Source organism: Imperialibacter sp., from assembly GCF_040222385.1.
Classification (GTDB): Bacteria; Bacteroidota; Bacteroidia; order Cytophagales; family Cyclobacteriaceae; genus Imperialibacter.
This window is the reverse complement of record NZ_JAVKDF010000022.1, coordinates 549,627-563,677: the sequence shown is the minus strand read 5'-3', so window position 1 is coordinate 563,677 and position 14,051 is coordinate 549,627. Positions and strand designations below refer to the sequence as shown.

Sequence of the window (14,051 nt, the reverse complement as noted above, 5' to 3'; positions counted from 1 at the left end):
TCTAGTCTTGGGTATTTACTGCCTGTAGTACGAAACGATAGCTGCCGCCATCAAAGAAAATTTCCATTGAGAGCCGGTCGTCTTTGAGGCTTTTTACAATGAAAGGAAGCCTGGCGTCTATCGACAGAATAGGTAATATCATCTCCAGGGTGGCATTGGCATTGGAAAAAGCCCATATATCTGTTACTACAATATCGCCTTCAGTGTCATCACACTTCGTGGCACCATTCAGTACTTCAAATTTCTTTTCATCATTGGCGTAAAAGACATACCTGTCGTCAAAAACGCAGTCATTGTCCTGCACAGGAATATTTTGTGTAGGTGCACCATCCTCAAGAATGGAAATACCCGTTAACCTCCATGTTTTGGACACCTTGCCTGTAAGGAGTTGCGAGTAGGTGAATGGTTCGGGCTCAAATTGTTCCCGGCACGAAGAGAACGCAAGCAGAAGCAAGCAGGAGATATATGCAGATAGTCGAATTTTTTTCATCGCCTATTGTCGTTTAAATGTTACCGTTTGAGGCTCAATGTCCTCTACATCCACAAACTCTATGGTAAGGGTGATCTCGCCAGTCAACGGATTGACAATACCTGACCCACGTATTGTTGCCTGGTCGTCTACCAGCGTTTGTTCCTCCTGTTCCGGTATGGTGAGCGTATTGTCGAAGTTGTCGTTGAAAATGAGGTTTCTTTCTGTGCTGGAATTGAAAATAGGCAAATTGATGTCCCAGTTGGAAAGAAAATACTCATTGCAATCGGCACTGGTAATGCGAATGTCTTCAATAGGCACGGTATTCGATGGGCCGTACCCTGTATAGTAGCCGCCGAGAATACAGTCATCAAAAATCGTAAATGTCGATGTTCTGCCGATTTCGCTGTCGCCTTGTCCGATGGCTAAATCCACAGGAGAAACTCCCTCCAGGGTGAACACGATGTCCTGCGACTCCAGGATATTGTTGGCATTGTTAATCAGGCGAATGGTGATATAACCAAAGCTTTCGTTGGCCGGAATTTCCACAATGCCCTGTTCACTTAACACTTCGTAGTCTATTCCCTCCCTGGCATCGCCGGCAATGGAGTAGCTCATCTGTATTTTTTCACTTCTTTGTGGGCCTACCAGGTGCACCGAGAGTTCTATTTCTTCGCTATAGCTTTCCAGCTCTGAGGCAGTTTCCTCTGTGAAGCGAACATGATACGGGCCCTTGAAAATTAACCTCTCAGGCTCACAACCAGCCAAACAGCACAAAAAAGCGGCAGCGATCACCCATCTATATGTTTTCAATTTGCTCATAGGTATCAGTAGCCTGGGTTTTGTGCGCCCTGAAGCGCTGGGTTATACTGAATTTCTCTTAGTGGAATGGGCCACAATTCAAATTTGTCCTGCCAATTGGTGTTGAATGTTGTCATTACCACTTTTGCTCTGCCGGTTCTTACAAGGTCATACCAACGGTGACCTTCGTAGGCCAACTCATACAATCTTTCTCTCTCAATTACCTGAAGCACCTGTTCTTTAGAATTAGCCACCGCCGGCGCTCCATTGGCCCGGCTTCTCAACACATTAACATCTTCCAGCGCACTACCGCTCCCGAAGAGCTTGTTTTGCTGCGCCCTGGCCTCGGCCCTTATCAGGTACATTTCGCCCAGGCGGAAAACAATGATATTGTTGTTGTCTTCATCAGCCGTACCGTATTTGGCAACAGACCAGCCGTTGTCGACGCCGCCCAATTCGGAAAGGTCAAATGAAATATTGCGGAACCGGTCGCCTGCCTCATCATTGTTCAGGGCCACCACCGTTTGATTACTTGGTATGATTTCCCTTCTTCCCCGGAAGAGGTCGTTGAGTCCATAGTTGGCATCGGTGCCCGGATCGTCGTTCACCGTGTAGCCAACTTCAAGTATTGACTCATCGGTAAAGTCGCTCAGAACAATGTCGCTATAGTCGTCGACAAGCGCATAGTTCTCGCTGTCGATGACCTGCGAAGTTAGCGCCTCAGCCTCGGCCCAGTTTTGCCGATACAAAGCAAGCCTGGCCCTTGCTGCCAGCACAGCGCTCTGGCTGACAAAGCCTGCATTCACCGGATCTTCAGGAAGGGCGTTGCCGGAGGCAGCTGTATAGTCTGCATCAATAAATGCCAGTAAATCCTCAACGCTTGACCGGGGCACGTTTCTGTTGGATTCCAGGTCTGAGGTTGTTGTGATAGGCATTGCCCCAAAAGTATACACCCCAACGAAATAGGCGTAGCCTCTCAGAAAACGTGCGGTGGCTGTGACCTCGTTTCGCTCTGCTTCGGTAACTCCAGGCACTCCCGGCAGCTTTTCGAGGATGAAATTAGCCACGTATATGGTGCGGTAAATGCTTCCCCACAGCGCCGCTGCTGAAGCATTGGTTGAGGTAATCTGCTTGTTGGAGAACTCCCGGTACTGATTGAATGTGCCAATATGAATCAGCATGTCGGCAGTCATATCGCCGGCAATAACCTTCGGTGCTGCAATGCCTCTGAAGGCACCATAGAGCCCAATCTCAACAGAGGGCACATCTTTGGCCTCATTCAGCGCCAGGTCGTCTATCAAAAGAGCAACGGGCTCAGGATCAAGAAAATTGGTGCATCCAAAACCTGTAACTAAGAACAATATGATCAATGCTGCTTTCTTCATTTTCTTAGCTCCTAAAATTTCACGTTAATACCCAGCATCATTGTTTTTACCTGCGGCAAGGTAAAGAAGTCAATTCCTTGCGCTGTGGTAGAGCCGTCAAGTGTACTCACCTCCGGATCGTTGCCCGTGTAATTTGTCCATGTAAACACGTTGGTGGCCGAGCCGTAGATTCTTATGCTTTGCGCCTTGATTTTCTCTACATACCTCACTGGAAGGTTATAACCGAGCGAAATATTTTTTACCCTGAGAAAGGAACCGTCTTCAAGAAACCTGTTGCTGTGCCAGTTATTCTGCGTGTTTCCTAGTTCGTACCGGGGAACGTCGGTGATGTCGCCGGGCTTTTGCCATCTGTCGAGTGCCTTTCGAACCTGATTGTTATTGATGTCTTCACCAGAGTTCAGCAGGGCAGTGTTGCTGAAGTTAAGCAGCTTGTTTCCGTAACTAAATTGTATGAAGACACTCAAATCGAATCCCCGGTAGGAGAGGTTGTTGGTTATTCCACCAACGAAGTCGGGCTGCGCTGTGCCAATCACTTTGCCGTCGTCGGGGCTGATTTGTCCATCTCCGTTGATGTCCTCATAAATGGCATCGCCGGTGGCAGGGTCAACGCCAAGAAAGTTGAGGCCCCAAAATGTGCCGAGAGGATACCCTGGCTTTACAATATTGGTATTGCCAGCGCCATTGGCAGTGTAGCCACGAAACAGGGGTAAGGTGTCGGCCAGCGATTTTACCAGGTTGTCGTTTTTGGCAATATTGAGGTTAGTCGACCAACGAAAGTCGCCATCGAAATTGATGCTGTTAACTGATAGCTCTACACCAAGGTTCGACACTTCTCCAATGTTTCCCTGAATGCTTCCGAAGCCCGTCGTCAGTGGTATTGGCTGGCTAAATAGTAGTTTGCTGGTCAGGTTGCTGTAGCCATCCACGCTTGTTTGCAGGCGGCCGCTGAAAAGGGAGAGGTCAATGCCAACATTGGCTTCACGGGTCACTTCCCACTGAAGGTCGGGGTTTTCCAGGTTGGCTGGAGCTGTGCCGGTCACTCCGTTGTACGTGGTGGAGGCGAAAGTACCCAGAAAGGCAAAGTCGCCTATTCTTTCGTTGCCGGTAAAGCCATAGCTACCACGCACTTTCAGGTCATCAACAATGGTGTTTTTAGGGAAAAAGGCTTCGTTGGTGATCCGGTAACCAGCCGACACCGAAGGGAAGAGACCAAATCGGTTGTTGGTGCCGAACCTGGAGGAGCCATCATAGCGAGTGGTGACACTGGCAAAATATTTTTCTTTGTAGTCGTAGCGTGCCTCGGCAAAATAGGAGTTGAGTCCGCTGTTAACTTTGTTGGAGCTTCCGGCATCCACTATGCCAGCTGAGGTGATGTAGGTAAAATCATCGCTCGGAAAAAGCCGACCCTGAACAAAGTTGGAAGTCTCCGTCCGCTGAAGAAACTCCGTGCCGGCCGTTGCGTTGACAACGTGGTCGCCAAAAGTCTGATTGTAAGAAACAGTGTTGGTGTTGATGTAGGTAACGTAGGTGCCTGTGGAGTTGACGCCATAGCCCAGACCTCCCACCGATGCCAGAAAGCCACCGATAGCTGTGCTGGAGGGCTCAAATTGATCTTCGGCCACATCGTTATAATCTACACTGAACTTAGCCCTGGCCCTGAAATGCTGATTGAACTGATACTCGCTGAATACACCAACAAGCACCTTGAGAGTATTCGTCTGAAACCTTGGCAGCACCGCCTGCCCTACAGGGTTGAAGTTGGGGAAGCCTGCATAGTTGGAATTTCCTGGTCCGATGATATTCCCTTTTTCGTCAAACGGAAAGTAGTAGGGAAGGCTTTTTACTGCGCCTGAATAAACACCATCAAGGAAGTTGTCACCTTTGATTCTGTCGTTCCTGGTTTTTGATATGGTAAGATTGTTGCCAAACTTGAGCTTATCGGTCACTTTGTGGTCGATGTTAAGCGTGCCTGCAAACCTTAAAAACTGGTTGTTCAAAATGACGCCTTCTTCTCCCCGGTAGTTGAAACTTGAATAGAAGCTAGTCTGCTCATCGCCACCACTAATGCTCATTTGGTATTGCTCCATAATAGCCTGGCGTGTCACCTGGTCAATCCAGTCGGTATTCACAGCGTCGGTGACTCCTTTAATAATACCAGACTCGTCAGGATCTTGCCCCGCATTTGTAATGGCCTCTCGCTGAAGGGTCACCAGCTCTTCTGATGAAAGTAAGTCCAGCTTGTTGGTGAGGTCGATAACACCTCTTTGCACATCAAAGGTCACCGAGGTTTTGGCGCCTTTGCTGCCTCTTTTTGTGGTAATTAATACGACGCCGTTAGCTGCTCTGCTTCCATAAATGGCTTTGGCTGATGCATCTTTTAAGACTTGAAATGACTCTATGTCGTTAGGGTTAAGAGTAGAAAGTGCATTGTCGTTTTGCCCTCCGAAGCTTCTCAGGGCCAGTGCTCCGTCTTCTACAGGCACGCCATCTATTATAAACAACGGCCTGTTGGAGGCGGAAATGGAGGTGTTGCCTCTCACCCTCACAGTGATGCCGCCACCGGGCGTTCCCGATGATTGTGTCACCTGCACCCCGGCTGCCTTTCCCTGAAGGGCCTGATCTAAACTCACTACAGGAAGGTTTTTGATGTCATCGGCCGAAACAGACGCTATGGCGCCAATAATATCTCTTTTCTTTACATAGGAATAGCCTGTAACAATGACCTCGTTGAGCTGACGGGCGTCTTCTTCAAGTTTCACATCAATTGTGGCGGCTGCAGTCACGGGCACTTCCTTTGTCAGGTAGCCTATGTATGAAAAAACAAGCACGTCGTTTGTGCCACCCACTTCAAGCCTGTAATTTCCTTCAATGTCGGTGATGGTTCCCGTGGTGGTTCCTTTGATATAGATGTTTACCCCCGGAAGTGAGAAATTGTCGATGTCAGTTACCTGGCCGGTAATGACTCTTGATTGGGCTTGTGAGCTGGTTGGGGCAACTAAAAGCAGTGTCAAACCAGAGAAAACCAAAAGTAGTAGATGCTTCATTCAATGCTTAACAGGTGTAAAACCAGGACCAAAGTACAAACCCCTCGAAATTAAATAAGTTTTAGAGTTTCCTCTATAATGGCATAAAACATTCTTGGATATTCAAACCCTCATTCAATAAACTCAATTTTACCTTTGATAATCAAGCAAAGCACTTGAAATAATGTGTATTTGATTTGATGGTAAACCCAATTACATTGCCTGCATCACCGTTGGCGCTCTAGCCGAACGGGAATTCGCACACTGAAAATTGAAAAGGCTACTGTCTATATTTCTTCTGCTTTGTATTTCAGCTCCCTTTTGGCTGAACTACTCAATTTTCTATTGGAGCAGGATGAATATTCAGGCCGATGTGATCGGGAGAATTTTTGAGGGGCTGGGCGAGTCAGAACAAACGGTGCTTAGGTTATCCAAACAAGAAGCTGAAAAGGAGATTGTTTGGGAGCACAGCAAAGAGTTTCGCTACAAAGGGCAATTCTATGATATCATCTCCGTGCAGGAATTGCCTGACTCGGTTTACTACACTTGCTATTGGGATAAAGAAGAAACTTTTATTACCGACCTCTTTGAGGGAATACTGTTTGAAGAATTGACGCACGATTTTCAGGATGATGCTACTGCCAGTCATCTTGTGGAAGTGATAAAGACGCCCTACAAACTGGATCAATTTAGCTGGTCAGCACTCGATAGGCTGCCTCAACCCGGAAAACACCAGCAAACCCAGCAAATTTATAATCCAAAAAATTTAAGCCCTCCGAGCCCACCACCTAAATCAGTTTGATTTCTGCATTTTAGTCAAGGCCTGGCCTCTTCTGAAGAATTGGTGCCAGCGCTTATTTGTATTTCGATTAAACTGACTATCATAAGATGAGAAGACTGATACTGTCATGCTTGCTCACAAGCCTGGTGCTGGTGAGTTATGCGCAAATAATAACAATAAAAGACAAAGAAAACAATGAACCTTTAGAGCTGGTGACGCTCTACAGTGAAGCGCCAAGGGCTACTGCTATGACCAATTCGTCAGGAATGGTCGACATTTCTGAATTTGAAGGCGCTGATAAAATAGAAGTCAGGCTGGTGGGCTACAATCGTATTGTTAGCTCTTATGCTGAGCTGGCGGCTGGTGATCGGGTTTTGGTGATGGAGCCTTCTAATATTGCGCTGGATCAGGTTGTGGTTTCTGCCAGCAAATGGAGCCAGTCGACAAGGGATGTACCAGTGCACATTGCTACCATCACGCCCAAGGATGCTGCCCTTCTCAACCCTCAAACCGCAGCTGATTTGCTTGGAGCTTCTGGCCAGGTTTTTATCCAAAAAAGTCAGCAGGGTGGAGGAAGCCCTATGATCAGGGGTTTTGCCACCAATCGACTTCTGCTCACAGTGGACGGCGTACGCATGAATACCGCTATTTTCAGAGGGGGAAACTTGCAAAACGTTATTTCCCTGGATCCCTTTGCTACTGAAAACACAGAAGTATTCTTTGGCCCCGGGTCGGTTATATATGGAAGTGACGCCATTGGCGGTGTGATGAGTTTCACAACGCTCACCCCGCACCTTAGCCTTACTAACGAAACGCTGACGAAAGGAAGTGCTGCCACCAGGTTTTCGTCAGCCAATAGTGAGAAAACTGCCCATTTGGATTTCAATGTTGGCTGGAAAAAATGGTCGTCGGTGACCAGCTTTTCTTACAACGACTATGGCGATCTTCGAATGGGAACCAAGGGCCCCGACGGCTATCTCAGGCCTTTTTATGTGCAGCGAATCGATAGTGTCGACCGGGTGGTAACCAACGACAATCCGCTCGTGCAGCGGCCAAGCGGCTACCAGCAAACCAACATGATGCAGAAGGTGCGTTTTGTACCAAATAGACGATGGGACATCGTTTATGCATTTCACTATTCGGAAACTTCTGACTACGCTCGCTACGACAGGCATATCCGTTATAGAAATGGCTTGCCCAGGTACGGCGAATGGTCGTACGGCCCGCAGAAGTGGATGATGAACAACCTGACTTCTTCCTACAACAGCAAAACGGGGGTGTTCGACCAGGTCACGCTGAGGCTGGCACATCAGTTGTTCGAAGAAAGCCGGATTGACCGGGACATTAATGGTTCAACCCGAGCCATCCGCATTGAAAAAGTAAATGCCTATTCTGCCAATCTCGACTTCTCCAAGTCACTTGTTGCAGGGCAGAAGCTTTACTATGGGTTGGAGATGATTTACGACAAAGTGGACTCCGAAGGCATTGATGAGGATATTTCGACAGGAGAAAAGGTGGTAGGCCCTGCCAGGTACCCACAGTCCGATTGGTCGTCGTATGCAGCTTATGCTACTTACCAGAATAGATTGAGTAACCTGCTTTTAGTGCAGGCGGGTGCCCGCTTCAATAGCTTTGGCCTGAATGCCACCTTCGATAATTCATTTTACCCATTTCCGTTTTCCACCGCTGATTTGAACAATGGTGCCTTGACCGGCAGTGCAGGCGTGGTGCTGACGCCGGGGGAGAAGCTGTCAATCAGTGCCAACCTTTCCACCGGTTTCCGTTCTCCGAATGTGGACGATGTGGGAAAGGTGTTCGACTCAGAGCCTGGTGCGGTGGTAGTGCCTAATCCTGACCTTGAAGCCGAATACGCTTACAATGCTGAGATTGGTGTTGCTAAAGTAGTTGGAGATTTCCTCAAGTTGGATGCCACCGCCTTCTTCACAGTGCTTTCGAATGCCCTCGTGCGCAGGGACTTTACGCTAAATGGTCTTGATAGCATTGTGTACGACGGTGAGCTGAGCCAGGTGCAGGCTATTCAGAATGCTGCCAGGGCAACGGTTTATGGTTTTCAGGCGGGTCTTGAAGTCAAATTGCCTGATGGATTCACACTGTCGTCCCGCTACAATGTTCAAGTGGGGGAAGAGGAGCTAGATGACGGATCGAAAAGCCCTTCCAGGCATGCTGCACCAGCTTTTGGCGCTAGTCATTTTATGTATGGTGTGAAAAACCTGAAGCTGGATTTTTACGCTCAATACAGTGGGGGTGTAGGCTTTGCCGACATGCCTGAGGAGGAAAAAGGAAAGACGGAGATTTATGCGGCGGATAAGGAAGGAAACCCTTATTCACCATCGTGGTATACACTTAACTTTAAAGTGAGCCAGAAAATATCCGATGATATTATCATTTCCGGTGGTGTCGAAAACCTGACCGACCAACGCTATAAGCCCTATTCTTCAGGAATGGCTGGTGCTGGGAGAAATTTCATTATTTCGCTCAGAACAAGTTTTTAAGTTGTCAACTGGTTAGCCTGAAGCTGTCTTGTGTAGGTAATCACCCGACGGCTTCAGGCTTTTCTTTTTCTGCCGCATCTTAGTCAGCGCAAATTACCTTCGTTGCGGAATATTGCTTTAATTTGCACCTTTTAAAACACAGGTTGGGCTCATGGCTGAAAACACGGAAGAAAAGAAAGAATCGATCAATTTCATTCATCAAATCATTGAGGAAGATAACAAAACGGGAAAGTTTGCCGGTAAGGTGCATACCCGTTTTCCTCCTGAGCCCAATGGTTACCTGCATATTGGCCACGCCAAGTCTATTTGCCTTAATTTTGGCACCGCCAAAAAATACAATGGGCTTTGTAACCTGAGGTTTGACGATACGAATCCTACCAAGGAGAGCGACGAGTATGTAAACTCCATCATGGAGGACGTAAAATGGCTAGGCTTCGATTGGGAAGAAAGGCGCTATCATGCCTCCGACTACTTCGATCAACTATACGAATACGCCCAACAACTGATAAAAAAGGGTAAGGCTTATGTGGATAGCCTTTCCTCTGAGGATTTTGCCAAAAACTATAAAGGCACGCCGACAAAAGCTGGCAAGAATAGCCCATTCAGAGAAAGATCAGTCGAAGAAAATCTTGATTTGTTTGACAGGATGCGCAAGGGGGAGTTTGCCGATGGTGCGCATGTGGTGAGGGCAAAAATAGACATGGCGCATCCAAACATGCACATGCGTGACCCGTCGATGTATCGCATCAAACATGCCCATCACCACCGCACGGGCGACAAATGGCATATCTACCCCATGTACGACTTTGCACATGGCCTTTCGGATAGCATTGAGGGCATCACACATTCCCTGTGTACACTTGAGTTTGAGGTGCACAGACCGCTGTACGATTGGTTCATTGACGAGCTGGGTGTTTACCATCCACAGCAAATAGAATTTGCCAGGCTTAACCTCAATTATACAGTGATGAGCAAGCGTAAACTGCTTGAGCTGGTGGAGGAGGGGCACGTAGACGGGTGGAATGATCCCCGGCTTCCAACGATATCGGGCTTGAGAAGAAGAGGATATACGCCTTCATCTATTCGCACCTTTGCTGACAGGATTGGTGTGGCCAAAAGGGATAATATCATTGACGTAGGCCTGCTCGAATGGAGTGTACGGGAAGACCTCAACAAAATCGCTCCAAGGAAAATGGGTGTTTTGCGGCCATTGAAAGTGATTATCACTAATTATCCTGAGGACAAAGAAGAATTAATGGATGCCACCAACAATCCCGAGGATCCGGATGGTGGAACGAGGAAAGTGCCGTTTTCAAGAGAGATATACATTGAACAGTCGGACTTTATGGAAGACCCACCGAAGAAGTTTTTCAGGATGGGGCCAGGTCGGGAAGTGAGGTTGAAATATGCGTATATCATTGAGTGCGTTGATTTTAAAAAAGACCCTAATACAGGGGAAATTCTGGAGGTTTACTGTACCTATGACCCACTGACTAAAAGTGGAGAAGACCAAACCGGCAAGAAGGTGAAGAGTACGCTTAGCTGGGTATCTGCGAAGCATGCCTACAGAACAGAAGTTCGCTTGTACGACCGTTTGTTCAATGTAGAAGACCCTTCCGATGTAGAAGAAGGGGAGGACTGGAAGAAGAACATCAACCCGGGTTCTCTTGAGATCATTGAGGCTGCTGCGCTTGAGCCATCGTTGGCTCAGGCTGAAACAGGTGTCGGTTACCAATTCGAGAGACAAGGATACTTTACCGTTGACACCAAATACTCAACACCTGATAAATTGGTGTTTAACAGAACGGTAACACTTAAAGACGATTGGGCCAAGATTCAGCAGGCAGGCAACTAGGCGTACAAACGAAACGATTATAACAGAGCCCTTTTCGAAAGACAAGGGCTTTTTTGTTGAGTATGTTTCTTTTGGGGTGGAAAAGCTGAATTTTTCTATTAAACCAGCAGCCCCTGTTGATAGCTCTGAGTAAGTACTGTCATCGTCAATAAAGACATTTTGTCATCATTTTATTCAAAACTACCTCCAATTAAGACATAATGTCTGTTTTTTTTGATGTTTTCTGGCTTTTCTCTGGGCTGGCATTTCTCTTGTATAGTTGGTGTCATAGATGTTCAACTAAAAACTTAAAAGAGATATGAAACTGATTAGAAGAAACAACAACTTGTTCCCAGAATTTCCAAGCGTATTTGACAGCTTCCTTGGGAGGGATTTGTTTGACTTTGAAAATGGACTGGTGAACTCACCTGGTGCAAGCGTGCCTGCGGTGAATGTGAAGGAGACTGAAGAAGGTTTTGATGTCGAAGTGGCGGCGCCGGGCTTCAACAAGAAAGACTTTCATATTGAGGTTAACAACAATCTGTTGACGATTTCATCTGAAAAAGAGATGAAAAATGAGGAAAAGGACGAAAAGGGCCGCTACACAAGAAGGGAATTCGGCTACAGTTCATTCAAAAGAAGCTTTACACTCCCTGAAAATGTGGTAAACACAGAAAAAATTGAGGCCACTTACGAAAATGGCATACTTCATGTCAGTATACCTAAGCGTGAGGAGGCCAAACCAAGGCCCGTAAGGCAAATTGCGATTGCTTAAATATTATTGACATAATTGAATGGAAAGCAGGCTGTCATTGGTGGCCTGCTTTTTTTATTGGCAAGGCCTAAGGATGTCACGCTTCGGTACTATTCAATTTGTAACGGCCATTTTTCCACCATACCCCTTCCGTTGGGTGTCACAACTTCTAACATAAGCCAATAGTCGCCAGGCACGCTGGTTAGCCTGATGGGTAGCTGCACCACTCCCTTGTCGTCAGGGTTAATATTGGTAACCCAAAAACCTACCGGAGAAAGATAAGGACTGTTGGCTTCTCCTTTTGGCCCGATGGCGATCGGGTTCGAAGCATTAACTCCCATGTACTTGAACTTGTGAAGCCCTTTGATTTCCTTTTGGTTCAGGTAGTCGACATTGGTTACTATGTGCACAAGCCCCAGATACACTTCGTGTCCAAGGGTAAAAAGGCCGTGGTACAATTCATACTTGGTGACCAGGGCTGGATTAATACTTAATACTTCAGCTTGATTGAAAATAGGCACGCCATCGACAATGACCAGCGCAGGAACGTCCATTAATCCGGTAACAACTGCATTTGAAGGCAGCTGAATGGTGTTGTGCACCATCCGTATCAGCGGTTTCCCTTTCTTGAACCGCAAATAGGCACTGGGCAAAATTTCTTTGAAGACATCCTTCATTTCGTTGAAGGGCACATATACGAGCGGATCAATCACTTCCGTTGGTTCGAGGAAAAAGCCGGCAATTTTGCTGATGAAATTGTTCTCCTGGAAAACTTTTACAACATCGGATGTGCCGGTGTACACACTGTCGATGATGCTTCTCTCCAGGGCTTCGTTTAGCAAAGCCGTTTTGTTTCGTGAAACCATCTTGGGAGGACTTGCAACTGACGTTTTGAATTGAGGAAACACGGGTTGGTCAATTACGATGTCCACTTCATGGTCATAGTACTTCTGGAGAGCCAGAAACAGCTCATTTTCACCTTCGAATGTGAGGTTTTCAAACTTGAAGAACCCGTCTTTCGTGGTTTTGGCAAACCGGAATAGTGAAAAGTCACTGGTGTTAGCCAGGGCCAGGGGACAGTATTGTAAAGGCTCTCCGGTTTCTTTAAACGTTATTCTACCCGTTATTCTAAAACCTTTCTGGAATGGGTCAGGCGCCAGCTGTATAGAGTCTGACACCAGAACCGGAGGTTTGACGGTGATACTGCTGCGGTTGGTCTGAACCCAGGCCTCTTTTTGGCTGGCAGCCAAGTCATCAAACGCCAGCGGAACGTCGTCCGAAAATATCCCAGCTCTTTTTAACTGATAGGTGGCATAGGTTTGTCCTGAAGTTCTCAGGTTGTTTCCGTTTAGTGTAGGAAGCCCTTCATCGACCAGTTTGACAGAGAGGTAGGTCTCCGAAAAATCGATACTATCCACGTTGACCATAAACAGTAGGTTAGGGGTGCTTCCAGATGGAAGTTTGCCCCGCTGATTGATCCATTTTAGTCTCTCCTCAATTGGATCCTCAACAAAAACAAACCTCTCGATCAGCAATTTCTTTGCCTCGTCCCGAACAATGATTGAATAAGCCGCCGTTCTCTCTGAGGCACTGGCTGGTACCAGCATTGTCATTGTGGGCTGGTTAATACTCACTATTCTTTTGAAAGCAAGCAAGTCGCCCTGCCTTATTTCCAGTTCGACTTTCTTGGACAGGTCGAAGGTGCTGTAGATTTTTAACTCCAGGTTTTTGGCACTGTCGGTTGCCACTTCGAGTGTGATACCTGGCGTTTCCACTGGTTGTATTGTCGTGGAGGCAACGACCGTTGCATTGTCCCACAATTGCAACCCAATGGGCTTAGTGGTAGTAGGGTTGACTATGAAATCTCCCATCAATTCTCCGCCAGTAGAGACGGTGTCTTTAGAGCCGTTCTCTCTTTCAACAGTAAGCTTATACCCTATCCCTGGTTCTGGATTCGTTACCCTGAAAAAGACCTGGTTGGGGAGATGAGAGTATATTCTTCCGTTGTCAGGAGAAATAACCAAACCGGGCTCCTCTTTTGTAGCCAATTGGGCTATTGAGTTTTCTTCAATGGCCGACGAGGGTATTTGATAAGTGCTGATGGGGATAGAGGCTTCTACCCATTCGGTATTGTTAAGAAGGGAAGGAGTAAATACATGGAGGTAGTGTATCGCTTGTTCATCGAATAGGAGAGGCAGCCGAAATTCTCCGCTGGCTACGCCATTTACCCACAAGAACCTGGCCGACCCTATTGTTTCTCCCCTGGCGTTCAATAGTTCCGAATAGATGACGTCATTTCTTTTTACCACCTTGAACGTTTTGTTGCTTAATGCAACAGCCTGAAAAATCAGTCGTTCTTCTTCGAAATAGAAAGGCTTGTCCGTAGTCAGGTGAATGAATTCGGGGACAAGCTTTTCTGGTGAATCGTCTTGGCCACTGGCTTTAGCCAGACCAAGAAGGCATAACGGAAGTAACAGTAGGTATTTCATAG

At 47.0% G+C, this 14,051-nt stretch carries 9 protein-coding genes; 4 read left to right on the top strand and 5 right to left on the bottom strand.

Translation table 11 applies throughout. The features are described from left to right. Position 1 precedes the first annotated feature (1 nt). Genes RIG68_RS09975 through RIG68_RS09960 form a run of 4 tightly spaced genes read right to left on the bottom strand, consistent with a single transcriptional unit; the run spans position 2 to position 5,699 of the window. The gene (locus RIG68_RS09975; RefSeq protein WP_151996794.1) at positions 2–490 is read right to left on the bottom strand and encodes a hypothetical protein; all 489 of its coding nucleotides are present in this window, start codon (positions 488–490) and stop codon (positions 2–4) included. A 3-nt stretch (positions 491–493) separates the two neighbouring features. Continuing rightward, a complete protein-coding gene (locus RIG68_RS09970) occupies positions 494–1,282 on the bottom strand; it encodes a hypothetical protein (protein WP_350121749.1) in 789 nt (262 codons plus the stop codon). 14 nt (positions 1,283–1,296) lie between these two features. Next, positions 1,297–2,655, bottom strand: coding sequence for a RagB/SusD family nutrient uptake outer membrane protein (locus RIG68_RS09965; RefSeq protein ID WP_350121747.1), 1,359 nt, complete (start codon positions 2,653–2,655; stop codon positions 1,297–1,299). An 11-nt stretch (positions 2,656–2,666) separates the two neighbouring features. After that, complete coding sequence (locus RIG68_RS09960) at positions 2,667–5,699, bottom strand: SusC/RagA family TonB-linked outer membrane protein (protein WP_350121745.1); 3,033 nt, start codon at positions 5,697–5,699, stop codon at positions 2,667–2,669. 250 nt (positions 5,700–5,949) lie between these two features. Here RIG68_RS09960 and RIG68_RS09955 point away from each other — a divergent pair, with 250 nt between their 5' ends. The 4 genes from RIG68_RS09955 to RIG68_RS09940 all read left to right on the top strand — a co-directional run bounded on the left by RIG68_RS09955 (position 5,950) and on the right by RIG68_RS09940 (position 11,581). After that, a complete protein-coding gene (locus RIG68_RS09955) occupies positions 5,950–6,480 on the top strand; it encodes a hypothetical protein (RefSeq protein ID WP_350121743.1) in 531 nt (176 codons plus the stop codon). Between the two features lie 86 nt (positions 6,481–6,566). Further along, positions 6,567–8,972 (top strand): TonB-dependent receptor, encoded by a 2,406-nt coding sequence (locus RIG68_RS09950; protein ID WP_350121741.1) that lies wholly within the window; start codon positions 6,567–6,569, stop codon positions 8,970–8,972. A gap of 151 nt (positions 8,973–9,123) precedes the next feature. Next, positions 9,124–10,827, top strand: coding sequence for a glutamine--tRNA ligase/YqeY domain fusion protein (locus tag RIG68_RS09945; RefSeq protein ID WP_350121739.1), 1,704 nt, complete (start codon positions 9,124–9,126; stop codon positions 10,825–10,827). Positions 10,828–11,125: 298 nt separating this feature from the next. Continuing rightward, complete coding sequence (locus RIG68_RS09940; RefSeq protein ID WP_350121737.1) at positions 11,126–11,581, top strand: Hsp20/alpha crystallin family protein; 456 nt, start codon at positions 11,126–11,128, stop codon at positions 11,579–11,581. 89 nt (positions 11,582–11,670) lie between these two features. On the opposite strand, the gene RIG68_RS09935 is transcribed toward RIG68_RS09940, so the two are convergent. Further along, entirely contained in the window at positions 11,671–14,049 is a 2,379-nt protein-coding gene (locus RIG68_RS09935; RefSeq protein WP_350121735.1) for a hypothetical protein, read from the bottom strand. Between the last annotated feature and the right edge of the window lie 2 nt (positions 14,050–14,051).

Excerpts from the sequence above, each read along its gene's own strand:
- RIG68_RS09975 (WP_151996794.1), bottom strand. The coding sequence starts at position 490 with ATGAAAAAAATTCGACTATCTGCATATATCTCCTGCTTGCTTCTGCTT.
- RIG68_RS09965 (WP_350121747.1), bottom strand. The coding sequence starts at position 2,655 with ATGAAGAAAGCAGCATTGATCATATTGTTCTTAGTTACAGGTTTTGGA.
- RIG68_RS09945 (WP_350121739.1), top strand. The coding sequence starts at position 9,124 with ATGGCTGAAAACACGGAAGAAAAGAAAGAATCGATCAATTTCATTCAT.
- RIG68_RS09960 (WP_350121745.1), bottom strand. The coding sequence starts at position 5,699 with ATGAAGCATCTACTACTTTTGGTTTTCTCTGGTTTGACACTGCTTTTA.
- RIG68_RS09935 (WP_350121735.1), bottom strand. The coding sequence starts at position 14,049 with ATGAAATACCTACTGTTACTTCCGTTATGCCTTCTTGGTCTGGCTAAA.
- RIG68_RS09950 (WP_350121741.1), top strand. The coding sequence starts at position 6,567 with ATGAGAAGACTGATACTGTCATGCTTGCTCACAAGCCTGGTGCTGGTG.
- RIG68_RS09940 (WP_350121737.1), top strand. The coding sequence starts at position 11,126 with ATGAAACTGATTAGAAGAAACAACAACTTGTTCCCAGAATTTCCAAGC.